Source organism: Flavobacterium defluvii (assembly GCF_900129555.1).
GTDB classification, from domain to species: domain Bacteria; phylum Bacteroidota; class Bacteroidia; order Flavobacteriales; family Flavobacteriaceae; genus Flavobacterium; species Flavobacterium defluvii.
The window spans coordinates 67,361-94,334 of record NZ_FQWC01000012.1; the positions used below are offsets into that span (position 1 = coordinate 67,361).

At 33.9% G+C, this 26,974-nt stretch carries 18 protein-coding genes; 9 read left to right on the top strand and 9 right to left on the bottom strand.

The genetic code is table 11. The features are described from left to right. Positions 1-274: 274 nt before the first annotated feature. From rpoC to BUC29_RS19850, 3 genes are all read left to right on the top strand, one after another. Entirely contained in the window at positions 275-4,582 is a 4,308-nt protein-coding gene (gene rpoC, locus BUC29_RS19840) for a DNA-directed RNA polymerase subunit beta' (RefSeq protein WP_073418119.1), read from the top strand. An 11-nt stretch (positions 4,583-4,593) separates the two neighbouring features. Next, positions 4,594-4,905, top strand: a complete 312-nt coding sequence (locus BUC29_RS19845) for a DUF3467 domain-containing protein (RefSeq protein WP_012024017.1) — start codon at positions 4,594-4,596, stop codon at positions 4,903-4,905. A 322-nt stretch (positions 4,906-5,227) separates the two neighbouring features. Further along, positions 5,228-5,971, top strand: coding sequence for a hypothetical protein (locus tag BUC29_RS19850; protein ID WP_073418121.1), 744 nt, complete (start codon positions 5,228-5,230; stop codon positions 5,969-5,971). Between the two features lie 79 nt (positions 5,972-6,050). Here BUC29_RS19850 and BUC29_RS19855 read toward each other — a convergent pair whose 3' ends face one another. Both BUC29_RS19855 and BUC29_RS19860 read right to left on the bottom strand, forming a co-directional pair. Then, on the bottom strand, positions 6,051-7,643 hold the full coding sequence (locus BUC29_RS19855; RefSeq protein ID WP_073418123.1) for a peptide chain release factor 3: 1,593 nt from the start codon (positions 7,641-7,643) through the stop codon (positions 6,051-6,053). A gap of 147 nt (positions 7,644-7,790) precedes the next feature. Next, positions 7,791-9,230, bottom strand: coding sequence for an alpha-amylase (locus BUC29_RS19860; protein ID WP_073418125.1), 1,440 nt, complete (start codon positions 9,228-9,230; stop codon positions 7,791-7,793). A 485-nt stretch (positions 9,231-9,715) separates the two neighbouring features. Between BUC29_RS19860 and BUC29_RS19865 the strand changes: the two genes are divergently transcribed. From BUC29_RS19865 to BUC29_RS19885, 5 genes are all read left to right on the top strand, one after another. Next, positions 9,716-11,143, top strand: a complete 1,428-nt coding sequence (locus BUC29_RS19865) for a peptidylprolyl isomerase (RefSeq protein WP_073418196.1) — start codon at positions 9,716-9,718, stop codon at positions 11,141-11,143. Positions 11,144-11,221: 78 nt separating this feature from the next. Beyond that, on the top strand, positions 11,222-12,175 hold the full coding sequence (locus tag BUC29_RS19870; RefSeq protein ID WP_073418127.1) for an AAA family ATPase: 954 nt from the start codon (positions 11,222-11,224) through the stop codon (positions 12,173-12,175). 400 nt (positions 12,176-12,575) lie between these two features. Beyond that, positions 12,576-15,347: a bifunctional aconitate hydratase 2/2-methylisocitrate dehydratase gene (locus tag BUC29_RS19875; RefSeq protein WP_073418129.1), complete on the top strand. Its 2,772-nt coding sequence runs from the start codon at positions 12,576-12,578 to the stop codon at positions 15,345-15,347. A 118-nt stretch (positions 15,348-15,465) separates the two neighbouring features. Beyond that, complete coding sequence (locus BUC29_RS19880) at positions 15,466-17,730, top strand: aconitate hydratase (protein WP_073418132.1); 2,265 nt, start codon at positions 15,466-15,468, stop codon at positions 17,728-17,730. Positions 17,731-18,048: 318 nt separating this feature from the next. After that, positions 18,049-19,191, top strand: a complete 1,143-nt coding sequence (locus BUC29_RS19885; protein WP_073418134.1) for a C40 family peptidase — start codon at positions 18,049-18,051, stop codon at positions 19,189-19,191. Here BUC29_RS19885 and BUC29_RS19890 read toward each other — a convergent pair. From BUC29_RS19890 to BUC29_RS19900, 3 genes are all read right to left on the bottom strand, one after another. Beyond that, positions 19,183-19,584: a response regulator gene (locus BUC29_RS19890; RefSeq protein ID WP_073418136.1), complete on the bottom strand. Its 402-nt coding sequence runs from the start codon at positions 19,582-19,584 to the stop codon at positions 19,183-19,185. The genes BUC29_RS19885 and BUC29_RS19890 overlap by 9 nt on opposite strands. Then, complete coding sequence (locus tag BUC29_RS19895; RefSeq protein WP_244160855.1) at positions 19,574-20,767, bottom strand: sensor histidine kinase; 1,194 nt, start codon at positions 20,765-20,767, stop codon at positions 19,574-19,576. The genes BUC29_RS19890 and BUC29_RS19895 overlap by 11 nt, the downstream gene beginning before the upstream one ends. Before the next feature lie 609 nt (positions 20,768-21,376). Beyond that, positions 21,377-21,775: a DUF5958 family protein gene (locus BUC29_RS19900; RefSeq protein ID WP_073418140.1), complete on the bottom strand. Its 399-nt coding sequence runs from the start codon at positions 21,773-21,775 to the stop codon at positions 21,377-21,379. A 164-nt stretch (positions 21,776-21,939) separates the two neighbouring features. Here BUC29_RS19900 and BUC29_RS19905 point away from each other — a divergent pair, with 164 nt between their 5' ends. Next, positions 21,940-23,352, top strand: coding sequence for an APC family permease (locus BUC29_RS19905; protein ID WP_073418142.1), 1,413 nt, complete (start codon positions 21,940-21,942; stop codon positions 23,350-23,352). A 97-nt stretch (positions 23,353-23,449) separates the two neighbouring features. Here the strand turns inward: BUC29_RS19905 and BUC29_RS19910 are convergent, their stop codons facing one another. The 4 genes from BUC29_RS19910 to BUC29_RS19925 form a co-directional block, all read right to left on the bottom strand. Next, positions 23,450-23,911 (bottom strand): DUF1810 domain-containing protein, encoded by a 462-nt coding sequence (locus BUC29_RS19910; protein WP_073418144.1) that lies wholly within the window; start codon positions 23,909-23,911, stop codon positions 23,450-23,452. A 156-nt stretch (positions 23,912-24,067) separates the two neighbouring features. Continuing rightward, positions 24,068-24,694, bottom strand: a complete 627-nt coding sequence (locus tag BUC29_RS19915; protein ID WP_073418146.1) for an alpha-ketoglutarate-dependent dioxygenase AlkB family protein — start codon at positions 24,692-24,694, stop codon at positions 24,068-24,070. Between the two features lie 8 nt (positions 24,695-24,702). Further along, positions 24,703-25,479, bottom strand: coding sequence for an exodeoxyribonuclease III (gene xth / locus BUC29_RS19920; RefSeq protein WP_073418148.1), 777 nt, complete (start codon positions 25,477-25,479; stop codon positions 24,703-24,705). A gap of 63 nt (positions 25,480-25,542) precedes the next feature. Next, on the bottom strand, positions 25,543-26,928 hold the full coding sequence (locus tag BUC29_RS19925; RefSeq protein ID WP_073418150.1) for an exonuclease domain-containing protein: 1,386 nt from the start codon (positions 26,926-26,928) through the stop codon (positions 25,543-25,545). Between the last annotated feature and the right edge of the window lie 46 nt (positions 26,929-26,974).

The window sequence follows — 26,974 nt, forward strand, 5'->3', positions numbered from 1 at the left end:
CGCAGTTTCAGTATTCGGTTAACCCTGAAGGCTGAGACTGCAGACTATTACTAATAAGATTAAAGTTTTTAAGATTTATACCCGTAACCCGTTCCGATTTTTTATAATAATGCAGGGCATTTTATAACTAGCACTTCAAATAAGAGTTTGAGGTTTAGAGAAGTAAACCGAGGTAAGCGCGATGATTTAACTCTTTTGGAATCTATTTTTTGAAAGATGGAGATTATGAAATCTAAAATCAATTTTTAACAGCAGTAAATCAATAGTAAAAACTATGATGAATAATAGAAACAATAAAGATAAAAATCCAGTAAAAAGATTTAACAAAATCTCTATTGGATTGGCTTCACCAGAATCTATCTTGAAAGAATCAAGAGGAGAGGTTTTAAAGCCAGAAACAATCAACTATAGAACTCACAAACCAGAGCGTGACGGACTTTTCTGTGAAAGAATTTTCGGACCAGTAAAAGATTTCGAATGTGCTTGTGGTAAGTATAAAAGAATTCGTTACAAAGGTATCATCTGTGACCGTTGTGGTGTTGAAGTTACAGAGAAAAAAGTACGTCGTGACAGAGTAGGACACATCAACCTTGTTGTGCCTATTGCTCACATCTGGTATTTCCGTTCTCTTCCAAACAAAATTGGTTATATCCTTGGTCTTCCATCTAAGAAATTAGATATGATCATTTACTACGAAAGATACGTAGTAATTCAAGCCGGTATTGCTAAAAATGCTGACGGAGAATCATTACAAAGATTAGATTTCTTGACTGAAGAAGAATATTTAAACATTTTAGATACTCTTCCTCAAGAAAACCAATATTTAGATGATTTAGATCCTAATAAATTTGTTGCCAAAATGGGAGCAGAGTGTATTATGGATTTATTAGCTCGTATTGACCTGGATGCTTTATCTTACGAATTAAGACACAGCGCCAACAATGAGACTTCTAAACAAAGAAAAACTGAGGCTTTAAAAAGATTACAAGTAGTTGAGTCTTTCCGTGAGTCTAACGAAAACCGCGAAAACCGTCCTGAATGGATGATTATGAAAGTGGTTCCAGTTATTCCACCAGAATTACGTCCGCTTGTACCACTTGACGGAGGTCGTTTTGCAACTTCAGATTTGAACGATTTATATCGTCGTGTAATTATCCGTAATAACCGTTTGAAAAGATTAATGGAGATTAAAGCTCCAGAAGTTATCTTAAGAAACGAGAAACGTATGTTACAAGAATCTGTAGATTCATTATTTGATAACACTCGTAAAGCTTCTGCTGTTAAAACAGAATCTAACAGACCATTAAAATCATTATCTGACTCATTAAAAGGTAAGCAAGGGCGTTTCCGTCAAAACTTACTTGGAAAACGTGTGGATTATTCTGCTCGTTCGGTAATTGTTGTTGGTCCTGAGTTAAAATTATTCGAATGTGGATTGCCAAAAGATATGGCATCTGAGTTATACAAACCTTTCGTAATCCGTAAGTTGATTGAAAGAGGTATTGTAAAAACAGTAAAATCTGCTAAAAAAATTATAGATAAGAAAGAGCCAGTAGTTTGGGATATCCTGGAAAACGTAATTAAAGGACACCCAGTTTTACTAAACCGTGCTCCTACTTTGCACAGACTTGGTATTCAGGCTTTCCAGCCAAAATTAATTGAAGGAAAAGCTATCCAGTTACACCCATTAGTATGTACGGCATTCAACGCCGATTTCGATGGTGACCAGATGGCGGTTCACTTACCATTAGGACCAGAGGCTATTTTAGAGGCACAATTATTAATGCTGGCTTCTCATAATATCTTGAACCCTGCAAATGGTGCGCCTATCACTGTACCTTCTCAGGACATGGTCTTGGGTCTATATTATATGACCAAAGAGCGTATTTCTACAGAAGATCACAAAATTTTAGGTCAGGATTTGACTTTCTATTCTGCTGAAGAAGTAAATATTGCATTAAACGAAGGAAGATTAGAATTGAATGCTCGTGTGAAAATCAGAGCTAAAGATTTTAATGAGAACGGAGAATTAGTGTACAAAATCATCCAGACTACTGCTGGACGTGTATTATTTAATGAAGTAGTACCTGAAGCAGCTGGATATATCAATGACGTATTAACTAAGAAAAACCTTAGAGATATTATCGGACACATTTTAAGTGTGACTGATGTACCTACAACGGCAGCTTTCTTGGATAATATGAAAGATATGGGTTATAAATTCGCATTTAGAGGAGGTTTATCATTCTCTTTAGGTGATATTAGAATTCCGGAACAAAAAACTAAGTTGATTGCAGATGCCAGAGAGCAAGTTGAAGGTATCTCAACTAACTATAACATGGGTCTTATCACAAATAACGAGCGTTATAACCAAGTTATTGACGTATGGACTTCAGCAAATGCTCAGTTAACAGAGTTAGCAATGAAAAATATTAGAGAAGACCAGCAAGGTTTCAACTCTGTATACATGATGCTTGACTCTGGGGCGAGGGGTTCTAAGGAGCAGATTCGTCAGTTAACCGGTATGCGTGGTTTGATGGCTAAGCCTAAAAAATCTACTGCTGGTGGTGGTGAGATTATTGAAAACCCGATTCTTTCTAACTTTAAGGAAGGTCTTTCTATCCTTGAGTACTTTATTTCTACTCACGGTGCTCGTAAAGGTCTAGCGGATACGGCTCTTAAAACTGCCGATGCTGGTTACTTAACAAGAAGGCTTCATGACGTTTCTCAGGATGTTATTGTTAACATCGAGGATTGTGGAACTTTAAGAGGTGTTGAAGTAGCTGCCTTGAAGAAAAATGAGGAAATCGTTGAATCTTTAGGTGAGAGAATTTTAGGACGTGTTGCATTACAAGACGTTATCAATCCTCTTACTAATGAGATCATGGTTAAATCTGGAGAACAAATTACGGAATCAATTGTTAAGACTATCGAAGCGTCTCCAATTGAGAAAGTTGAAGTTAGATCTCCATTAACTTGTGAAGCTTTAAAAGGTATTTGTGCGAAATGTTACGGTAGAAACTTAGCTACTGGTAAAATGACACAAAGAGGAGAAGCTGTGGGAGTTATTGCAGCTCAGTCTATTGGAGAACCAGGTACACAGTTAACACTTCGTACGTTCCACGTTGGAGGGGTTGCAGGAGGTATCTCTGAAGAGTCTAGTATTGTTACAAGATTCAACGGTAGACTTGAAATTGAAGATTTAAAAACAGTAAAAGGAGAAGACAGCGAAGGAAATTCTGTTGATATCGTAGTTTCTCGTTCAACTGAGTTGAAATTAATTGATGAGAAAACAGGAATTGTTTTAAATACTCATAATATTCCTTACGGATCTAGTATTTTTGTTAATGATGGTGACGTTGTTACAAAAGGAACTGTAATCTGTAAATGGGATCCTTATAATGGTGTAATTGTTTCTGAATTTACTGGTAAGATTGCTTACGAAGATTTAGAACAAGGACAATCATTCATGGTTGAGATCGATGAGCAGACTGGTTTCCAGGAAAAAGTAATTTCTGAGGCTAGAAACAAAAAATTAATCCCTACTTTATTAGTTTATGGTAAAGAAGGTGAATTGATTCGTTCTTACAACTTACCAGTAGGTGCACACTTAATGGTTGAAAACGGTGAGAAAATTAAAGCAGGTAAAGTATTAGTAAAAATCCCTCGTCGTTCTTCTAAAGCGGGCGATATTACGGGAGGTTTACCAAGAATTACCGAGTTGCTTGAGGCTCGTAACCCTTCAAATCCAGCAGTTGTATCTGAAATTGACGGTGTTGTATCTTTCGGAAAAATTAAGAGAGGTAACCGTGAGATCGTTATCGAATCTAAATTTGGTGAAGTTAAAAAGTATCTAGTGAAACTTTCAAGCCAAATCTTAGTACAAGAGAATGACTTCGTAAGAGCTGGGGTTCCATTGTCTGATGGTGCTATTACACCGGACGATATCTTAAGAATTCAAGGACCAGCGGCTGTTCAACAGTACTTGGTAAATGAAATTCAGGAGGTTTACCGTTTACAAGGGGTAAAAATCAACGACAAACACTTTGAGGTTGTAATTCGTCAAATGATGCGTAAAGTAAAAGTAGAGGATCCGGGAGATACTTTATTCTTAGAAGATCAATTGATCCATACTAAAGACTTTATCCTTCAAAATGATAAATTATACGGAATGAAAGTGGTTGAAGATGCTGGAGATTCTTCAGTATTGAAACCAGGTCAGATCATTACGCCTCGTGAATTACGTGATGAAAATTCATTATTGAAACGTACAGATAAAAATCTTGTTGTAGCAAGAGATGTAATTACTGCAACTGCAACGCCAGTTCTTCAAGGTATTACAAGAGCTTCGTTACAAACCAAATCATTCATTTCTGCGGCTTCATTCCAGGAGACAACGAAAGTACTTAACGAAGCTGCAGTAGCTGGTAAAGTAGATGATCTGGAAGGATTAAAAGAAAACGTAATCGTTGGACACAGAATTCCTGCGGGAACTGGTATGAGAGAATACGATAACACTATCGTAGGATCTAAAGATGATTACAACGAAATGATGGCTAATAAAGAAGAATACATCTATTAATTAGGGAAACTATGAGTAATCCGAAACAACAACAAGAGCAAATTAACATTGAGTTAGACGAAACTATTGCAGAAGGAATTTATTCTAATCTTGCAATTATTAATCACTCATCATCGGAGTTTGTTTTAGATTTTGTGAGCATTATGCCCGGTATTCCTAAAGCCAAGGTAAAGTCAAGAATTGTCTTGACACCACAACATGCTAAAAGATTATTAAGAGCAATAGGTGAAAATATCCATAGATTTGAGGCAGCGCATGGCGAAATCAAAGAAACGGAACAAGCACCAATACCGCTTAATTTTGGTCCGGCAGGACAAGCATAAATTTTAAAGCCCCATTGAAAAATGGGGCTTTTCTTTTGGCTTTATTTTAAATTAATGCACTTAATCTGATTTAATTTACTTTAATCGACTAAATTTCTTTTCGTTTGTGCGTTATATTAATTTTGCTGTTCCTATGAAAGATTAATTTTTGAAATATAATGACTTAGTAAGGTTGATTTAATTCAAAGTTTAAAGAGGCGCTAAACATATTAGCGCTTTTTTTTATGCTTAAAAATTTTTTATTTCTTCCCAACCTTTTTATTGAAAATATACTCTTTATAAGTAAGAATCATTTTAAAGATTTAACTTAAAAAAGTATAGTATGAAAAAGAAATTTACCTTAGAAATAGCAAAACCCTGTTCTGAAAATTTTGACAAAATGATTCCAAATTCTAATGGTTCATTTTGCGATTCCTGCATGAAAAATGTAATTGATTTGAGCAAAAAAACAAACTCAGAAGTTGCTAAATTCATTGTAGAAAATAAGGATAGAAGCATATGTGCCAGATTAAAAACGACACAGATTGAAGAAGAATTTGAATATAATGAAGCTCCAAAAATTAATAATTTTAAATATGCAGCAGTAGCAGCCTCTTTATTACTGGCTTCAAATCTTAATGCACAAGAGAAAACGCAGGTTCAAACAGAAATAAGTGCTCCGAAACCAGATAATTATAGAGTAGGAAAAGTTGCTTATCATCAAGTTGAAAATAAAGAAATTTCAATAATAATTAAAGGAAAACTTTTAGAGGCAAAAACAAATAAACCATTCGACAGCAAAATATATTCAAATTTAACTTTGACCATAAACGACTCGCAAAGTATAGTTAAGCTAAATTCAAAAACAGGAGATTTTTCTATTCCATTAAAAGTTCTTTCAGATGCTAAAACTCTTTTAATTACTGTAACAGCCAATGACTATTATCTTTCAAAAACAATAGATTTTGATATAAAATCAGTTAAGAATAAAGTACTACAGCAAAATTTAATTATTGATGCCGATGAACTTTCCAGAGTTGAAACTTTAATCATGGGGGGATTAGGGATAAATTATTCTGGAAAATAATGTTATAAAGTTGTTGTGATTCGATAATGAAAAAGGCTGCCTAATATAGACAGCCTTTTATATTTTTTTCTAAATGAAATTAATCAAATTCAGATGTAAAGAACAACTTAACACTTGGGTATTTACTTTGCGTCATTTGAATTGTAAAATCAGAATCGGCTAAAAATACCAATTGTCCGAATTTATCATGAGCAAGGAATTTTTGTTTGATACGTTTAAATTCTTTGAATTCCTCATTTTTAGCATCGTCTGGTTTTACCCAGCAAGCTTTATGTACGGGGAAGTTTTCGTAAGTACATTTTGCGCCATATTCATGCTCTAAACGATATTGGATTACCTCATATTGAAGAGCTCCAACTGTTCCGATAACTTTACGGTTATTCATTTCAAGAGTAAACAACTGTGCAACACCCTCGTCCATTAACTGATCTACTCCTTTTTCTAATTGCTTAGCTTTCATAGGATCGGCATTGTTTATGTACCTAAAGTGCTCTGGAGAGAAACTCGGAATTCCTTTAAAACTCATTACTTCACCTTCTGTTAAAGTATCTCCAATTTTAAAATTTCCCGTATCGTGCAAACCAACAATATCACCAGGATAAGAAATATCAACGATTTCTTTTTTCTCCGCAAAAAAAGCATTCGGAGAAGAAAATTTTAAATTTTTCTTTTGGCGAACGTGATAGTAAGGTTTATTTCTTTCAAAAGTTCCTGAAACGATTTTAATAAAAGCCAAACGATCTCGGTGTTTTGGATCCATGTTTGCGTGAATTTTGAAAACAAATCCACTCATTTTTTCTTCTGCAGGATCAACTGTACGAGTTTCAGAATCTTTTGGTCTAGGAGAAGGAGCGATGGTAATGAAACAATCTAACAATTCACGAACTCCAAAATTATTCAAAGCAGAACCAAAGAATACTGGCTGTATTTTTCCATCTAAATAATCCTGACGTTCAAATTTTGGATAAACTTCATCAATTAATTCTAATTCTTCACGAAGTTTATTAGCTGCTTTTTCTCCCACAATTTTATCTAGTTCAGGATTGTTTTGTACATCAGAAAAAGCAATAGTTTCTTCAATATTTTTACGGCTGTCTCCGCTAAAAAGGTTTATGTTTTCTTCCCAAAGATTATAAATCCCCTGAAAATCATAACCCATTCCGATAGGGAAACTTAACGGTGTAACTTTTAAGCCTAATTTTTGTTCTACTTCATCCATCAAATCAAAAGCATCTTTACCTTCACGATCTAATTTGTTGATGAAAACAATCATCGGAATATTACGCATTCTACAAACTGCAACCAATTTTTCAGTTTGTTCCTCAACCCCTTTTGCGACGTCAATTACAACAATAACACTATCAACTGCGGTTAAGGTTCTAAATGTGTCTTCTGCAAAATCCTTGTGTCCTGGAGTATCAAGGATATTGATTTTTTTATCTTTATAATTAAAAGCAAGCACAGAAGTCGAAACCGAGATACCTCTTTGGCGTTCGATTTCCATAAAGTCACTTGTTGCTCCTTTTTTAATTTTGTTGTTTTTTACAGCCCCGGCTTCCTGAATTGCACCTCCAAACAACAATAATTTTTCTGTTAGAGTTGTTTTTCCGGCATCGGGATGCGAGATAATTCCAAATGTTCTTCTGCGTTGTATTTCTTTTAAAAAGCTCATATTTCGTATAAATAGGTTGCAAAAATACTATTAAATACGGCTTTATAAAAATATTCAGTTCGTAAATTTGGAAGTCTTTGTTTCTATAAGGATTTTAAAGAAAAAAATAAGGCTGTTTTGCAACAGCCTTAAATAGTCATTTTAAAATTACTGATTAATTGACCAAATTGAATATCCTTTTGGAGGACATTGAATTTTTACCCATTTATCTGCCTGAGTGGTTGGATACCAGGTTGAATTTCCTGTAAAATCTTTAATTTGCGTATTTGCCCAGTTGGTCTGGATCCATCTTTCCTGCCAAACATCAGAATTGTTGATGTAAACCACCAAACCTGGATTTCCGTTATAACCGTTTCTTCTTGCCACATACTCATCATTATCAGAATATAAAATAGAAGTTGTTCCGGTTGCTTTGTTATTGTGAATCCAGATCAAGTTGTTTAATTTGTTTTTATCAAGCCATTCTTCGTAATCTCTGTAGAAAATGGTTGGATAACCTTCGTGAGTCAATATATATGAATACGCTAATAATTTATTCCAAATTTCATCTGTATCATGATTCGTTACAAATGTTACCGCTTTATATGGGTTACGTTTCCACATCATGTCATCATTTAAAAGGGCAAGGTTATTTCCGTCAAAGGCGTCGTTCATTTTGTAATAGCAGGCAAAATCAAATACAGAACTATTAGCATTGTTTGCCCACCATTCCAGTGTATTTACATTTGAATCCCAATATTCACCAACAGAAAATCCGCCAACATTTGCATTCCACGCATTTACAACCCATGGGCCAAATCCTTTAACATAGTCAAATCTCCATCCGTCAAATTTCATGGTATTTTTGTAATATTTCCCAACTCCGTCAGCTCTTAGCCAAAGCCAATCCTGAACGTGTGGATTTGCATGACATAAATCTGGAAAACCTCCAAATGAACCTTCATCGTTATTTCCGTAACTATTTTTATAGAAGTCATTATAATTACGAGTAAATTTTCCAGAAGCAACGCCGCTAAAGTTTGTCCATGTATTAGTTCCTGTATATGGATTCGCTTCAGATTGTCCGCCGCTGTTATGATTAATTACGATATCAGCATACACTTTTATGTTTTCTGTATGTGCAGCCGTTATTAAACTTACTAATTCTGTTTTAGAACCAAAACGTGTTTCGGTACTTCCATTTTGATTATAATCTCCAAAATCGAAATAATCCGTTGGATCATATCCCATAGAAAATGCTCCGTTTTGAGCTTTAGAAGCAGGTGGAAGCCAGATTGAGCCAATTCCTGCATTTCCCCAGGCAGTCACTTTTCCTTTTACAGTATTCCACCAGTTTCCTCCCGCGGGAACATCCCAGTAAAAAGCCTGCATCATAACACCACCGCCCGGATTGTCAACGTATTTTCCGGTCATTGAAGAAGATTTCGGACCAGTACTAAAAGGTTTTCCGTCATGGTTAGTGACATTGATAATTTTAAATTGCTGACTTTCGGCTTTAGCGTCAGCATCATTTGTATCATTTGTACAAGAATACAAAAAGGTTGTAATTGCAGTAAGAAAAAATAATCTTACAATAGGTTTTTTCATAATAGATGTGGTTAAGGTTAAATTAATAAAGTTTGTTATTGTTAATTTTAATGCTTTAAAAAATAGATATTCTTATTTTTTGCCGCAATAAATTATTAATAACGCATCTAAAGTAGGAGTTTTTTGATTCGATTTGTTTTTGTAAGAAAATAGTTTTACAACGAAAACGTTGTAGTGTTTAAAACTTTTTTTTACATTGCTGAAAATCAGTTATTCTTATTTGAGCTGTTTTTGAATTTAAATATTATAGAAAGAGAAACAGATGTTTAAATAAACCCTCCCGTAACGATTTTAATTATGATCCACATAATTTTTTGTTAATACTATGGCTGATAGTTGTATTATGTAATTGAATTGTTATTTTTGTTCGTTTTATAAAAGAAGATAGAAGTCTATTATTTAGTTTTCAGAAGAATTTTGAAAACAAATAATTGCCAATTAAATTTTACGATACAGGTATTTACATCCAAATTAAATTTAAAAGAATGTTATTAAAAAAATTACAGCTAAAAACAATTGATTATAAGTTAGTCTTAACAATGTGTTTTTTACTTTTTTTCAACTCAATAATTTCAGCTCAGGAAGTTATTAAGGATGTTGTAGCTGAGAAACCGGCAGAAACTGTACACGGAAAACAAAAAATTGATGGTATTATCGCTACAGTTGGCGATTATATTGTTTTAGACTCTGATATTGATAAAGGATATTTGGAAATCGCAAGCCAGGGAGGTAATATTAAAGATATTACAAGATGCCAAATGCTTGGTAAACTTTTAGAAGACAAATTATACGCACACCAGGCAATTCAGGATAGTATTATCGTAAGTGATGCCGAAATCAGAAACATGATGGAAGAGCGTTTAAACTATATGATTCAACAGGTTGGAGATATCAATAAAGTTGTAGAATATTATAAAAAGAGCTCTGTTGAAGAATTCAAAACTTATTTTGCAGACATCTTAAAAGAGCAAAAATTAGCCTCAGAAATGAGAGATAAAATCGTAAAAGATGTTGAAATTACTCCTGAAGAAGTTCGTAATTTCTTCAAAAAAATTCCAAAAGATGAACTTCCTACTTTTGGAGCCGAAATGGAAGTAGCACAGATTGTTGCTGAGCCAAAAGTTTCAAAAGAAGACAAGCAGAAAGTTATCGACAGATTAAATGCCATTCGACAAGACGTTTTAGACGGTTCAAGCTTTGCTACTAAAGCTGTTTTATATTCACAAGATCCGGGTTCTGCACCAAATGGAGGTTACTATAAAATGACTAGAAAAACACCTTTCGTAAAAGAATTTAAAGATGTTGCATTTAGTTTACAGGAAGGTGAAATTTCAAAACCTTTTGAAACAACTTTCGGATTCCATATCATTATGGTAGATAAAATAAAAGGCCAGGAAGTTGAATTGCGTCATATTTTAATTGCGCCTGTTGTTTCTGAAAGTGCTTTAAAAGAAGCTAAAGAGAGACTGGCTAATGTAAGATCTAAAATCGTAAGTAAGGAAATTAGTTTTGCAGAAGCAGCAAGAACAGAATCTGATGAAAAAGAAACAAGAGCAAATGGTGGAACTTTAATTAATCCAAATACTCAGGACACTCGTTTTGAATTAACTAAAATGGATCCAAGTTTATATGGTCAGGTATCAAATTTAAAAGACGACGAAGTTTCTCAGCCCCTTTTAAATACAGATGAAAAAGGAAAGAAAACGTATAAATTAATTACCGTAACAAACAGAATTGACGAACACGTTGCCGATTATGCTAAAGATTATACCAAAATTAAAGAATTAGCATTAAAGGAAAAACAAATCAACGCAATTGCAAAATGGTTTGATGCTAAAATTAAAGATACTTACATCAAAATTATTGGTGAGTACAGAGATTGTACATTTGCTAATAACTGGTTGAAAAAATAATTTTTATTAAATAAAGAAAAAGAGTTAGTTTTATGAATTCATAAAACTAACTCTTTTTAATTTAAAATATATTCATAAATGTCTGACGTAACAGCAATTCACAATTTAGTTCAGAAACGTAACGAATTAAAAAACGAAATAGCAAAAATCATTGTAGGGCAGGATGCCGTAATTGACCAAATTTTACTTTGTATATTTTCGGGCGGACACGCACTTTTAATAGGTGTTCCAGGTTTGGCAAAAACCTTAATGATCAATACGCTGTCTCAGGCTTTAGGTTTAGATTTTAAAAGAATTCAGTTTACGCCGGATTTAATGCCTTCGGATATTTTAGGAAGCGAAATTTTAGACGAAAACAGACATTTTAAATTTATTAAAGGACCAATTTTTTCTAATATTATTCTGGCCGACGAGATTAACAGAACGCCGCCTAAAACGCAGGCAGCTCTATTAGAAGCAATGCAAGAACGTTCAGTAACAATTGCAGGACAAAACTATAAATTAGATTTGCCATATTTTGTACTGGCAACTCAAAACCCAATCGAGCAGGAAGGAACTTATCCGTTACCAGAAGCACAGTTAGACCGTTTTATGTTTGCTATTAAATTAGAATATCCAACATTTGAAGAAGAAGTAAAAGTTGTAAAACAAACCACATCTGACAATAAAGTAGAAATTAAGCCATTATTTACAGCTCAGGAAATTATAGATTTCCAACATCTAATCCGCAGAATTCCTGTGGCAGATAATGTGATAGAATATGCTGTAACTTTAGTAAGCAAAACACGACCGGATAATGCTTTGACAAACGACTTTGTGAAAAATTATCTTGATTGGGGAGCAGGGCCAAGAGCATCTCAAAACTTAATCTTAGCAGCAAAAGCACATGCGGCTTTTAATGGTAAGTTTTCACCGGATATTGAAGACGTAAAAGCAGTTGCAACCGGAATTTTGCGACACAGAATTATTAAAAACTACAAAGCAGATGCTGAAGGAATAACTGAAGAAATTATTATTAAGAAATTGATGTAAAAAATTAAAATATAGATTTTAGAAAGCCTGATGTTCCTGTCAGGCTTTTCTGTTTTATATAAGATTAAATTTTTGATTTGAATAATTTCTTAAAAGACAAAATAGGTCTGAAAAATTCCAACTATAACGTTATAATTTTTTATTTAGAACTATTCTTTGTGAAAATTGAGGTAAAAATCTCACTTAGTTCGTAACATTAAATTTCGACTTTGTTAATGAAAAGATTTTAAAATATTAATAATTCATTTTTTTAATTCAAAATTGATATTTTAGCAAAAACAAGCAATGAAAATCGTTTTTTAGCAATAATAATTTTTGAAAAGGGGACTTCTATTATATTTTTTTTAATTATCGGCATTAATGCTTAAATTTGCCTCAAAAAAATAAATCTGCCTTAATTATGAATATTTATAAGGATTATATCCAGGAGATTGAAGAACGTAAAAATCAGGGTCTTCATCCAAAACCAATCGATAGTGCTGAATTATTAAGCGAAATTATTGCACAAATTAAAGATTTAAACAATCCATACAGAGAAGATTCTCTTAAGTTTTTTATTTACAACACTTTACCTGGTACTACAAGTGCTGCAGGTGAAAAAGCTAAGTTTTTAAAAGAAATTATTCTTGGCCAGTCTATAGTAAGTGAAATTACTCCGGCTTTTGCTTTTGAATTATTATCTCACATGAAAGGCGGACCTTCTATTGAAGTATTGCTTGATTTAGCTTTAGGGAATGATGCTGCTGTTGCAAAAGAAGCGGCAAAAGTTTTAAAAACACAAGTTTTCCTTTACGAAGCAGATACAGATCGTTTAGTAGAGGCATTCAAAAACAATAATGCAATTGCAAAAGAAATCCTTGAAAGCTATGCACAAGCTGAGTTTTTTACAAAACTTCCAGAAGTAGCAGACGAAATTAAGGTAGTTACATTTATTGCTGGTGAAGGTGATATCTCAACAGATTTACTTTCTCCGGGTAATCAGGCTCACTCACGTTCAGACCGTGAACTTCATGGGCAGTGTATGATTACACCTCAGGCACAGCAGGAAATAAGAGCATTACAAGCGCAGCACCCAGATAAAAGCGTAATGTTAATTGCAGAAAAAGGGACAATGGGAGTTGGATCTTCTAGAATGTCAGGTGTAAACAACGTGGCGCTTTGGACAGGAAAACAAGCAAGTCCATATATTCCATTCGTTAACATCGCTCCAATTGTTGGAGGAACAAATGGTATTTCTCCAATTTTCTTAACAACTGTTGACGTAACTGGTGGTATTGGTTTAGACCTTAAAAACTGGGTTAAAAAAGTTGATGAAAATGGTAATGTTGTTCGTAATGAAAACGATGAACCAATTTTAGAACAAGTATATTCTGTAGCTACAGGAACAGTTCTTACAATTAATATTAAAGAGAAAAAGCTTTATAATGGAGATCAGGAATTAATTGATATTTCTAAAGCATTTACTCCTCAAAAAATGGAATTTATCAAAGCAGGTGGTTCTTACGCTATTGTATTTGGTAAAAAACTTCAAACATTAGCTGCTAAAGTTTTAGATATCGAAGCTCCTCTTGTATACGCTCCCTCAAAAGAAGTATCTCACGAAGGTCAAGGTCTTACTGCAGTAGAAAAAATCTTCAATAAAAATGCGGTTGGTATCGCTCCGGGCAAAGTATTACATGCTGGCTCTGATGTTCGTGTAGAAGTTAATATTGTAGGTTCTCAGGACACCACAGGACTTATGACAGCTCAGGAATTAGAGTCTATGGCTGCAACAGTAATTTCACCAATCGTTGACGGTGCATATCAATCAGGTTGTCATACTGCTTCGGTTTGGGATAAAAAAGCTCAGGCAAATATTCCAAAATTGATGAAATTCATGAACGATTTCGGATTAATCACAGCTCGTGATCCGAAAGGTGTTTATCATTCAATGACAGACGTAATCCATAAAGTGCTTAACGATATTACTGTAGATGAATGGGCTATCATTATTGGTGGTGACTCTCACACAAGAATGTCTAAAGGAGTTGCTTTTGGTGCCGACTCAGGAACAGTTGCTCTTGCTCTTGCTACCGGAGAAGCTTCAATGCCAATCCCAGAATCTGTAAAAGTAACTTTCAAAGGAGATATGAAAGGTTATATGGATTTCCGTGACGTGGTTCATGCTACTCAGGCTCAAATGCTTCACCAATTTGGTGGGGAAAACGTATTCCAAGGAAGAATCATTGAGGTTCACATTGGAACTCTTACTGCTGACCAGGCGTTTACATTTACAGACTGGACTGCAGAGATGAAAGCAAAAGCTTCTATCTGTATTTCTGAAGACGATACTTTAATCGAATCATTGGAAATTGCTAAAGGAAGAATTCAGATCATGATCGATAAAGGAATGGATAACGATAAACACGTTCTTCAAGGATTAATCAATAAAGCTGATAAGAGAATTGCAGAAATTAAATCGGCTGAAAAACCAGCTTTAACTCCAGATGCAAACGCTAAATATTATGCTGAAGTTGTAGTTGATTTAGATCAAATTGCTGAACCAATGATTGCCGATCCAGACGTAAACAACGTTGACGTTTCTAAACGATACACTCACGATACTATCAGACCATTATCTTTCTATGGTGGAGAGAAAAAAGTTGATTTAGGATTTATCGGATCTTGTATGGTTCACAAGGGAGATATGAAAATTCTTGCTCAAATGCTGAAAAATGTTGAAGCGCAAAAAGGAAAAGTAGAATTCAATGCTCCTCTTGTAGTTGCACCTCCTACATATAATATTGTAGACGAATTGAAAGCAGAAGGAGACTGGGAAGTTTTACAAAGATATTCAGGTTTCGAATTCGACGATAACGCTCCAAAAGGTGCAGCGCGTACAGAATACGAAAACATGCTGTATTTAGAGCGTCCGGGATGTAACCTTTGTATGGGGAACCAGGAAAAAGCAGCAAAAGGAGATACAGTAATGGCAACTTCAACTCGTCTTTTCCAGGGAAGAGTAGTAGAAGATGCTGAAGGTAAAAAAGGAGAGTCTTTACTTTCTTCTACACCAGTTGTAGTTTTATCTACAATTTTGGGTAGAACTCCAACATTAGCCGAATATACAACAGCTGTAGATGGTATCAACCTGACAAAGTTTGCACCTTCAAATAAATCATTAGTAATGTAATCTTACGATTATTAATATTTCAAAAGCCCGAGTGATAAACTCGGGCTTTTTCTTTTCTACCTGTTGTATTTTTTGTAACTTGTCATGTTCAAATTAAAAAAACAAAACAATAAAAACTATGGCTTTTGATATTGAAATGATAAAAAAAGTGTATGAGAACATGCCTGCTCGTGTTGACAAAGCACGCGAAATTGTTGGTCGTCCACTTACTTTAACGGAGAAAATTTTATACAATCACCTTTGGGATGGAAATCCAACAAAGGCATTTGGAAGAGGAATTGATTATGTTGATTTTGCACCAGATCGTGTAGCGTGTCAGGATGCAACAGCACAAATGGCATTACTGCAGTTTATGCACGCCGGAAAATCTAAAGTAGCAGTTCCTACTACCGTGCACTGTGATCACTTGATTCAGGCAAAAGTAGATGCCGCAACTGATTTGGCAAGAGCAAAAACACAAAGTAATGAAGTTTTCGATTTCTTATCGTCAGTTTCGAATAAATATGGAATTGGTTTCTGGAAACCGGGAGCCGGAATTATTCACCAGGTAGTACTTGAAAATTATGCTTTTCCCGGCGGAATGATGATTGGTACCGATTCTCACACTGTAAATGCAGGTGGTTTAGGAATGGTTGCCATTGGAGTTGGAGGAGCTGATGCTGTAGATGTAATGTCTGGAATGGCGTGGGAACTTAAATTTCCTAAATTAATTGGGGTTAAATTAACTGGTAAATTATCAGGATGGACAGCTCCAAAAGACGTAATTCTTAAAGTTGCCGGTATTTTAACTGTAAAAGGTGGTACTGGAGCAATTGTTGAATATTTCGGAGAAGGTGCAACGGCAATGTCTTGTACAGGTAAAGGGACTATTTGTAATATGGGAGCTGAAATTGGAGCAACAACTTCAACCTTTGGTTACGATGATTCAATGAGTCGTTACCTACGTTCTACAAACAGAGCCGATGTAGCTGATGAAGCTGATAAAATAGCTTCATACTTAACAGGAGATCCTGAAGTTTATGCAAATCCGGAACAATACTTCGATCAGGTTATCGAAATTAATTTATCGCAATTAGAACCACACCTAAACGGTCCTTTTACACCAGATTTAGCAACGCCAATTTCTAAAATGAAAGAAGAAGCAATCAAAAACAATTGGCCGTTACAAATTCAGGTTGGTTTAATTGGTTCTTGTACAAACTCTTCTTACGAAGATATTTCTCGTGCAGCTTCTCTGGCAAGACAAGTTGCGGCTAAGAACTTAAAAACAAAAGCAGAATTTACTATTACTCCGGGGTCTGAAGTAGTTCGTTCTACTATTGAAAGAGATGGATTTATAGATACTTTTAATAAAATTGGTGCAACTGTTTTTGCTAATGCCTGCGGACCATGTATTGGTATGTGGGACAGAGAAGGAGCAGAAAAAGAAGAGAGAAATACCATTGTTCACTCTTTCAACCGAAATTTCTCAAAACGTGCAGACGGTAACCCTAATACATTAGCGTTTGTGGGCTCTCCCGAATTGGTAACTGCAATGGCAATTGCCGGTGATTTAGGATTTAATCCATTAACAGATAAATTAATCAATGAAGATGGAGAAGAAGTAATGCTGGATGCTCCAACCGGAGATGAGCTTCCTTCTAAAGGTTTCTATGCTGAGGATCCGGGATTTCAGGCTCCGGCAGAAGACGGTTCAGGCGTTCAGGTTGTGGTAAATCCAACATCAGAGCGTTTGCAGTTATTAGCTCCGTTTGATGCCTGGGACGGAAAAAATATTACGGGTGCTAAATTGTTAATCAAAGCATTCGGAAAATGTACTACCGACCATATTTCTATGGCTGGGCCATGGTTGCGTTTCCGCGGACACTTAGATAATATTTCAAACAACATGTTAATAGGTGCCGTAAATGCATTTAATCAAAAAACAAATTCAGTTAAAAATCAATTAACAGGAGCATATGACGCTGTTCCTGCAGTTGCCCGTGCGTACAAAGCAGCTGGAGTTCCATCTATAGTAGTTGGAGATCATAATTATGGAGAAGGTTCTTCTCGTGAGCATGCGGCTATGGAGCCTCGTTTCTTGGGAGTTAAAGCAGTTTTGGTAAAATCATTTGCCCGTATTCACGAAACAAACCTTAAAAAACAAGGTCTTTTAGGATTGACTTTTGCAAACGAAGCAGATTACGACAAAATTCAGGAAGATGATACAATTAACTTCTTAGATTTAACTGAATTTGCTCCAGGTAAACCATTAACATTAGAATTTGTTCATGCAAATGGAACGAAAGATATTATTTTGGCGAACCATACTTACAACGAAGGTCAAATTGGCTGGTTTGTGGCAGGTTCTGCATTAAACTTAATTGCAGCAGGAAAAGCATAATACCAAAATTTATTATATAACTAAACGCCTTGTGAGAACAGGGCGTTTTTATTTTTGGTTAATTTAAAATATGAAATTCAAAACAAAATTAAGTTATAAAATTGTTATAAGACTGAAAACTGTAAATCACAGAAAAACTGTAAGTTAAGTTTTTTAAAAAATAAACTTACAAAATTGAGGTAAATTAATTGTTAAAAAATCTGGTTTTTGTACTTTAAAAAGTTAAATTCGCTTTTTAGGTAATATATTTGAGCTTTTTGAGTTTAAAATTATTGTCTAAACTTAAAAAAGGATTTAATAAAACTTTAATAGGTAAATATGGTTTTCAGGTTAATTATAGTATTGTTTTTTTTCAGTGTTGGCGTTTTTTCTCAGGAAAAATTCACTAAACATAAAGTTTCAAAAGGAGAAAATCTTACTGTGATTGCTAAAAAATACGGATTAAAAGCTAAAGATATTAAAGATGCTAATCCTGATGCTCCTAAAATTTTAAAACTTAATTCTATTTTATTAATCCCAAATAAAGATGCAAAACCTGCACAAAACACTTCAGAGTCTGTCGTAAATAATTCAGGGTTCCATGAAGTTTTGCAAAAAGAAACACTTTGGGGAATTTCTAAAAAATATAATGTCTCTGTTGATGATTTAAAAAAAGCAAATCCAACATTAGAAACTGAAGGTTTAAAAATTGGACAGAAGATTGTAGTTCCTTCCAATAACCCTGTTGCAGTTTCTGAAAATACAGTTAAAAATTCTGAACCTGAAAAACCTGAAATTGCCTCCTCCGGCGATGTTGAAATTGTTGTTGAAGTTCAGCCAAAAGAAACCAAATATGCAATTGCAAAAAAATATGGAATAACGGTAAAAGAATTAGAGCGCCAAAACCCTTTTATAAAAGGAAAACTTCCTGTTGGATATGTTTTAAAAATAAAAATAACCAAAGAAAAAGCAGATGCTATTAATGCAATAAGTACTCCTCAGTCTCAAATAAACGAAACAGCACCTTCGCAAACTGGAATTGCAGAGAATTCAGTAATTAAAAAAGATACTACTTTTGTTTACAATGGCAATAGTTCTGAATTAATAGAGCAATTAATTTTAAATGCCACAGAAAATATAGGAACACGTTATCGTTCTGGAGGAACCACAAAAGCTGGTTTTGACTGTTCAGGATTAATGTTCTGTACCTTTGGAAATTTTGATATTAAATTGCCAAGAAGTTCAATCGAACAATCTCGTATAGGGACTAAAGTTGCTTCTGCAGAAGCACAAAAAGGTGATTTAATTTTCTTTAAAACTAATGGAAGAAAGCATATTAATCACGTTGGAATGGTAGTTGAAAATATCGATGGGGAAATTAGATTTGTTCATTCTTCGACTCATGGAGGCGTTATGATTTCTTCGACAAAAGAACCTTATTATCAAAGAAGTTTTTCTCAGGTAAATCGTATTTTACAGTAAGTAATTACTTTGAACATATTTTCTTAATTCATCAATAGGAAAAGGTTTGTTGAGAAAATCTCTAACATATTCATTCTCGTTTATCTGTTTAATTTCATCCTGATCTAAAGTAGAAGAAACAACATAAATCTGAATTTCTTTTTTTATTTCCTCGTTTAATGTTTGAAATATATCAAGAAACTCAAAGCCATTCATTATAGGCATCTGAATGTCTAATAAAATGATTAGGGAATGACAGATTTTTTTATTTTTAATAATCCATTGCAAGCCTTCCAAGCCATTATTAGCCACAAAAACCTGATCAATATCAAGAACTTTTTTCAGCAGTTTTTTTGTAACAAGCTGATCGATTAAATTGTCTTCAATTAATAAAATGTTAGGTTTAGACTCCATAAGAAGTAGGTATAGTTACAATAAATTTACTTCCGATATTGCTTTCAGAAAAAACCGAAATATTGCCTTTGATATTTTCTACAGCCTCTTTTACAATATAAAGTCCTAATCCTGAACCTTTGTTTTTGTTTGTACCAAAATACATTTCAAAAATATAATCTTTGCAATCGTCATTAATTCCGATTCCGTTATCGGATACTTCAATTTTATTGAAACCTTCGTGAATATACGTTTTAATAGAAATAAACATTTCTTGTTTTGTAACATCTGCATATTTAATTGCGTTTGAAAGTAAATTACTGATGATAATTTTTAAGCGAAGACCATCACTTTCAATCTGATCAACCAATAATTCTTGTTTAAAAGTTATTTTACTGGCGTTTTCAATATGCATTAATTGAGAAATAGCTTCATTAAAAATCTCCTGTAAGCTTACAGGTTCCATGATAACCTGTTTCCTTTTGTTTTTAGAATAATCAATAATATCACTTATAAATTGATCCTGTTTAGCAAGACTCTTATACATCAAATTCAAATAATCTCTAATTTGATCGACATCATCTTCCAATTGAGTAATTTCAATTAATCCTTTTAATGAAGTAATAGGTGATCTTAAATCATGTGAAGCGCTGTAAACAAAACGATCCAATTCATTATTGGCTAAAATTAGGTTTTCATTCTTAACTTCAATTTCCTTTTTTGAAACCACAAGCCGTTTTACCATTATCGAATAATAAGAGCAGACACTCAAAATAATTATCAGTGTAAAAATGAAATTAGTTAAGATTAATAGGTTTTTAATTTCTCGCGTTCCGTGTCCTAGAGTGTTTGAAAAATTACGTTCGTTAATTGTTAGCTTATCACTAATATTGCTTATTTGGTGAAGAAATCTTTTTTGATCATCAACAGTTAATGTGTTAAGTTTAATCTTGGCATTAATCTGAGTACCAATAATAAAAAGCTCTTCAATTAAAAGATCACCTTGTTCCCATTCGTGAATTGCTTTGGCCAAAAAAGACACTTTTTTAAAATTAACAAATAACCAAACAAGGTCGTCAAGATCGTCATAATGATTACGGCCGATTAAAAATCCTTGCCGCGCGGCCTTATTATCGCCTGCTTTTAAAAGCGTTTTTCGTGCCATACCGTCACCCTGCGGAACTTTTAATTCTTGTAAATACAACTTGAATTGATTAGGGTCCTTATTATATAAATAAGTTATAAGATGAAGAGAAGCGTCTTTTTGTCCTTTAGAATAATGTGATTCACCGTTTACATAAGCTCTGTTTGCAGATAATATCTTAATAGTAAAAAAATTAATACAAATTAAGAGTGCGCAGGAAATAAATACAATTAAAATAAGAATGAACACATTGGGTAAACGAAATTTTTTTAAAGATCGAATCTTATGCATGAGTTTCATATTAGTAGGTTAATATTAATAATCCGGTCTTATATTTTTAGCTTACATAATTCACTTTAGAATAGTTTTGAGGCTCACTATTTTAAAAAGTATAAATAAACAATTGTTAATAAAAATGCGTAAATTTTAAGACTTATTAAGCCTTTAATCAAATTTAGTAAAAAAATAATATGTTTTTACATGAAGATTGTTTTTTCTTGTTAATTTTTTAAATTCTAAAAATTATTTTTTTAATTTATTGATTTTTAAATATTTAAATATTTAAAAATAATTACATATTTCTGGGCAAGGAGTTTTTTGGAAACGAGATTACTATTTAAATATCTATTGAAGAGTGTGTTTTTTGTTTAACTGTAAAAATTACTTTTATTATAACTCATGCCAGAAATGTCCACAACCATTTTTGCATTCTGTATTTCTTCTTTCAGTGTCGGTTATTTTGAAAATCCAAAGTAATGCTGTTATCGTTTTTATATTTTCAGATTCTGGAAGAAAGACTAATTTATCAAATGCAATCTTGGTTGGATAAGTTTTAAGAAGTACAATTGGAGTATAAGTTGGCTTTAATGGAATTGTGCGAATTGCAGTTTGATATGCTTCTGAATTATAATTTGTTTTGTTAGGTATAGAATTAATGATATAGTTTCTTAAAGTTGACAATACATGTTGGAAATTATATTGATCATGATCGAATAATAATTCTAAGCCTGATTTGAAATCAATTTTATCTTGTGAAATTTGATTAATAAGTTGTTCCAGTTGATTCATTAATTTATAAAATTGATTTTTAGGCTAAAATATAAATATGTTTTCTTATCTGAAGGAAAAGAATTATTATGATATAATTTTTAAGTCCGAATCCTAAATTTTATAACATAAAATCTAAAATTTCAGAAAAAAGTATATCTTTAACCAACCCAAAACCAAAAAAAATGCAAGAAGACAACCAAGAACATTTTAAAAGAGAATTAGGATTATTAGACGGAACCATGCTTGTAGTTGGTTCTATGATTGGATCTGGAATATTTATCGTAAGTGCCGATATCGCAAGACGAGTGGGCTCAGCCGGATGGTTAACGTTGATTTGGCTTATTTCAGGATTAATTACCATTATTGCGGCAGTAAGTTATGGTGAATTAAGTTCAATGTTTCCAAAAGCAGGAGGACAATACGTTTACCTTAAAGAAGCTTACAACAAATTAATTGCATTTTTGTATGGATGGAGTTTTTTTGCAGTAATTCAAACCGGAACGATTGCAGCTGTTGGTGTAGCATTCTCAAAATTTGCAGCATATTTATATGAACCATTTAGCGATGAAAATATATTGTATGAGATTGGTGAATTCAAACTTAATGCAGCGCAGTTAGTCTCTATTTTTACTATTATTTTATTAACTTTTATAAATAGCCGTGGTGTAAAAAACGGAAAAATTCTGCAAACCGTTCTTACGATTATTAAAATTTTATCGTTGCTTGGATTAATCGTTTTTGGATTAACACTTGCGGCAAAAGCTTCTGTTTGGGATGCAAACTGGGCAGATGCCTGGTCTACACGTTCGTTTGATAAAGAAACAGGTTCCTGGCTGCCAATTGGCGGAACAGCTTTGATTACAGGAATTTCGGCGGCAATGGTGGGATCATTGTTTTCCAGCGATGCCTGGAACGGAGTTACTTTTATTGCCGGAGAAATTAAAAATCCAAAACGTAATGTGGGGTTAAGTTTGTTTCTGGGAACTTTTATTGTAACAATCATTTATGTTTTGACAAACATTATGTACTTGGCAGTAATTCCTTTAGATGAAATCGCTGTAGCAAAATCTGACCGTGTAGCAGTAGTGGCTTCACAATATATCTTCGGAAATATCGGAACGCTGATTATAGCAATTATGATTATGATTTCGACTTTTGCCTGCAACAATGGATTAATTATGGCAGGAGCAAGGGTTTATTATACAATGGCAAAAGATGGATTATTCTTTAAAAAAGCGGCTGTTTTAAACGAATCAAGTGTTCCGGCTTGGGCACTTTGGGCACAATGTATCTGGGCTTCGGCTTTATGTTTGACAGGGAAATATGGTGATCTTTTAGATTTTGTAATTATCATTGTTTTGATTTTCTACATATTAACGATTTACGGAATCTTCATTTTACGTAAAAAAATGCCAGATGCAGAAAGACCTTATAAAGCGTTTGGATATCCGTTTTTACCAATGTTGTATATTATTATAGCTTTGGCAATTTGTGTTTCATTACTGATAACAAAATTTTCGACTTGTGGCTGGGGAGTATTAATTATGCTGACAGGAATTCCGGTTTATTACATAACAAAACCCAAAGAAGAATAATATTTTGTTCAGATTCAATTGAAAAACTTATAAAAAAGGCTGTCTCACTTTTGAGACAGCCTTTTTTTGAATGTAAAAAATCTGCGAGCATTTGAATTTATAAAACAGCCGGCTCTGTAGATGATTTTATAGTTGAATTAATAATAGACAGCGTTAGTGGATCTTTTTCTCCAGAGAAAAATGCATCCAGAATTTCCTGAAATATAGGATTTGAATTTTCTGTCAAAGAAAATAAAGTCATACAGGAACGTAATTTTCGGGCATCTAAATCCCCAAAAATTCCATCAGCTGATTTCATTTTAAAAGTCAATAGTAATTCTGATATTTCGATTAAATGTTTTCCTAAAATAGGATGTTCTAAATAATCAGAAGCTTCTTTTAAATTATTAATGGCATAAAGATTTGCAGTATCACTTGTACCCAATCCTTTTATTTGCGGAAAAATAAACCACATCCAGTGTGTTTCTTTTTTCCCTTTTCCTATTTCAGAAAGAGCAGTAAGATAAAGTTTATTTTGCGCATCTAAGAAGCGCGATAAATCATTGTTTGAATAAGCCATTACGGTATTATTTTATAAAAAAGGTTGCAAAAATAGTAAAAAGTAAAAGCTCTGCCTAATAAAACGTTCATACAATCAGTATTTTAACTTTTTTCGACAGAATTTTCCTCATCGTTGCAGAGCTAAAGAATCTGCTTGTTTTTAGTTATTAATTAATTACACATTTCGATGTGTCTGTCTAAAAGTTAAATTTATTCTGGGCAAAACTTTGCGGGCGGTTTTAGGCACCTGATGCTGCCAAAAACTGTTGGTTGTTCCTGCCATTAATAAAAATGAGCCATGATGCAGCGGAATTTCGACCTGTGGAATTTCTTTGTTATATTTATGACGAAGCCTGAATATTCTGGTTTCTCCAAATGTTACCGAAGCAATAACCGGGTTTGGCCCCGTATTATGCTCTTTGTCGCTGTGCCATCCTACACCGTCGTTTCCGTCTCTGTATAAATTAAGCAGGACGGTATTAAAATCCATTTTTGTTTCTTTTTCGACACGACCTCTAATAGTTAACAATTCATAATTCCAGTCAGGGCCTTTTGGATCAGCTCCGGGATTATCTTTATCTTCATACCAGGAAATCATTCTGGGAACCGTATAGATTTTATCATAAATTTCCATTTCATATTCTCTCCATTTCGTTTTACGAAGCAGTCTTTCATAAAAACGATCAGATTCTTCTTTTGTAAAAAAATTGTCAATCAAAATCAATTCAGAGTCAGGAATGTCAAATACTTTTTTTCCTTCCAAACCTGTGGTAAATAATTCGGTGTCGTTAAATAGTGTCATTATTCCATTTATTTTTTGTCAATTTCGATCCAGACAGGAGCATGATCGCTTGTTTTTTCCCACCCGCGTATATGACGATCAACTCCGCCGGATCGCAATATTTCTGATATTTGAGGACTCAGTAAAAAATGATCAATTCTAAGTCCTGCATTTCTCTCATAAGCATTTCTAAAATAATCCCAAAAAGTGTAAATTTTCTCATCAGGGTATAATTTCCGAATGGCATCTGTCCATCCCTGTGAAACAATAGCCGCAAAAGCTTCGCGTACTTCGGGTCTGAAAAGCGCATCATTAACCCATTTTTCAGGTTTATAAACATCTAATTCTGTTGGCATAACATTAAAATCACCAATAACGATTACAGGAATTTTTAGCTCTAACAAAGTTTTTGTGCGTTTAGCAAGACGATCAAACCATTTCAGTTTATAGTCAAACTTTGGCCCGGGCGCAGGATTTCCATTTGGCAGATAAAGACAGGAAATGACAATTCCGTTAATTAAAGCTTCGATGTAGCGACTCTGAACATCTTCAGGATCTCCGGGGAGAGCGCGGGTTACTTCTTCAATTTCCATATTTCGTGCAAGAATCGCAACACCGTTCCATTGTTTTTGTCCATGCCAAATGGCATTGTAGCCGGCATCGTTAATGGCTTTGATCGGAAAATTATCCTGCGGCGCTTTTAACTCCTGAAGACAAACTATATCCGGAGCTGCTTCTTCAAGCCAGCGAAGCAGTACATTCAATCTTCCGTTGACTCCATTTACGTTATAAGTAGCTATTTTCATAGTAGATTTAATTAGTGTATCATTAAATTTACAGCTTTTTCAAAAGATATATTTACAAAATTTCTATGCTTGTTTTAGAAACTGCTTGTTAAAGAATACTTTACCCGGATGTTTTTCGGCATACGTAAAAATCAAATGCTCAATATATTGATTGCTCTTGTAAGGCTCTGTATAGTTTTTTACTTCTGATGGATCATGAATCGAAATATCAGAAGGAATATATCCCATTCCGTAAAAATGACCATTTTCGATCCAAATACAGCTGCGTTCATCTTTTGATCTTCCTTTGTCTATAATAGCAAAAGTTGGTCTGTTATTTAAAAGAAAATCAATAGCATTATCGACCTGTTTGTTATGAATCAAAATATCCGGCAGGCTTTTTATTTCATTATTATAAAAAAGTTCACCTTCATCGGGTCTTGTATATTTGCAGAATCGATGATCGATTTCAAACTGTTCAGCCAGACTTCTTAATAAATTAATTCCATCGTATTGGTTGTTAAATTCATGTATGCAAACCTGAAACTTGCTTACTTTACCGATTGCCAGATATTTATAACCGTTTCGGGCTTCGTATTGATAAATACCAAATTTGGCTTCAAAGCGTTTTAAAGCCCTGTTGTAAGTCGGCCAGAGTTTTTTGATCTCAGTACATTCCAAAAGAAGCGCCATTAATTCGGTAGCGCAGACTTCAAACGAAATTCCGTAAATATCCCTTAAAAAATGCTGTCTTTGCGGATTGATATTATTTCCGCTAAAATGAGAAGCCACACGTTTTTTAAGGTTAATGGCTTTCCCCACGTAAATTACTTTTTTTGCCTGATTATAGAAATAATATACACCGGGCTTATCGGGCAAATTATTAAAATCCTCTGGCGGTAAATTTGGAGGCAGACGTTGATCCTGTGCCGTTTTTTTGATCATTTTATCTATTTCTCCTGCATCGTCCCATTCGAGTAAAAGTGAAAATAATAAAGCAGTCGCATCTGCATCTCCGCCTGCACGGTGCCTGTTTTCTAAGGATATGTTTAAAGAATTGCAAAGATTGCCTAAACTATAGGAGCCTAAACCCGGTTTGATTTTTCTGGCCGCGCGAACTGTACAAAGTTTTTTTGCAGACCATTTAAAGCCCGCCTGCTCCAGTTGATGATGAACAAATGAATAATCGAAGTTTACATTATGAGCGACAAAAATACGATCAGTAAGCATCTCTAATACCTTCTCAGAAATATCGTCGAAAATGGGTGCATTGGCCACCATTTCGTTATTAATTCCCGTTAAACCAAAAATAGAAGGAGGAATATCCTGTTCTGGATTTACAAGTGTTTCATAACGATCCAGCACATTTTTGCCATCATGAATAATGATTGCAATTTCTGTAATGCGGCTGCCACTGGCATTTCCTCCTGTGGTTTCAATATCGACTATGGCATATTCCGTATTTCTCATTTGTATATAACGTAAAAATGTTTGATTTTCTGTTGTTTATATTAAA

Bases quoted from the DNA above. Each gene is read 5' to 3' on its own strand.
- BUC29_RS19890 (WP_073418136.1), bottom strand. From the start codon at position 19,584: ATGGAGTCTAAACCTAACATTTTATTAATTGAAGACAATTTAATCGAT.
- BUC29_RS19925 (WP_073418150.1), bottom strand. From the start codon at position 26,928: ATGAGAAATACGGAATATGCCATAGTCGATATTGAAACCACAGGAGGA.
- xth (WP_073418148.1), bottom strand. From the start codon at position 25,479: ATGAAAATAGCTACTTATAACGTAAATGGAGTCAACGGAAGATTGAAT.
- BUC29_RS19870 (WP_073418127.1), top strand. From the start codon at position 11,222: ATGTCTGACGTAACAGCAATTCACAATTTAGTTCAGAAACGTAACGAA.
- BUC29_RS19850 (WP_073418121.1), top strand. From the start codon at position 5,228: ATGAAAAAGAAATTTACCTTAGAAATAGCAAAACCCTGTTCTGAAAAT.
- BUC29_RS19880 (WP_073418132.1), top strand. From the start codon at position 15,466: ATGGCTTTTGATATTGAAATGATAAAAAAAGTGTATGAGAACATGCCT.
- BUC29_RS19915 (WP_073418146.1), bottom strand. From the start codon at position 24,694: ATGACACTATTTAACGACACCGAATTATTTACCACAGGTTTGGAAGGA.
- BUC29_RS19900 (WP_073418140.1), bottom strand. From the start codon at position 21,775: ATGAATCAACTGGAACAACTTATTAATCAAATTTCACAAGATAAAATT.
- BUC29_RS19845 (WP_012024017.1), top strand. From the start codon at position 4,594: ATGAGTAATCCGAAACAACAACAAGAGCAAATTAACATTGAGTTAGAC.
- BUC29_RS19860 (WP_073418125.1), bottom strand. From the start codon at position 9,230: ATGAAAAAACCTATTGTAAGATTATTTTTTCTTACTGCAATTACAACC.
- BUC29_RS19885 (WP_073418134.1), top strand. From the start codon at position 18,049: ATGGTTTTCAGGTTAATTATAGTATTGTTTTTTTTCAGTGTTGGCGTT.
- BUC29_RS19875 (WP_073418129.1), top strand. From the start codon at position 12,576: ATGAATATTTATAAGGATTATATCCAGGAGATTGAAGAACGTAAAAAT.
- BUC29_RS19910 (WP_073418144.1), bottom strand. From the start codon at position 23,911: ATGGCTTATTCAAACAATGATTTATCGCGCTTCTTAGATGCGCAAAAT.
- BUC29_RS19865 (WP_073418196.1), top strand. From the start codon at position 9,716: ATGTTATTAAAAAAATTACAGCTAAAAACAATTGATTATAAGTTAGTC.
- rpoC (WP_073418119.1), top strand. From the start codon at position 275: ATGATGAATAATAGAAACAATAAAGATAAAAATCCAGTAAAAAGATTT.
- BUC29_RS19855 (WP_073418123.1), bottom strand. From the start codon at position 7,643: ATGAGCTTTTTAAAAGAAATACAACGCAGAAGAACATTTGGAATTATC.
- BUC29_RS19905 (WP_073418142.1), top strand. From the start codon at position 21,940: ATGCAAGAAGACAACCAAGAACATTTTAAAAGAGAATTAGGATTATTA.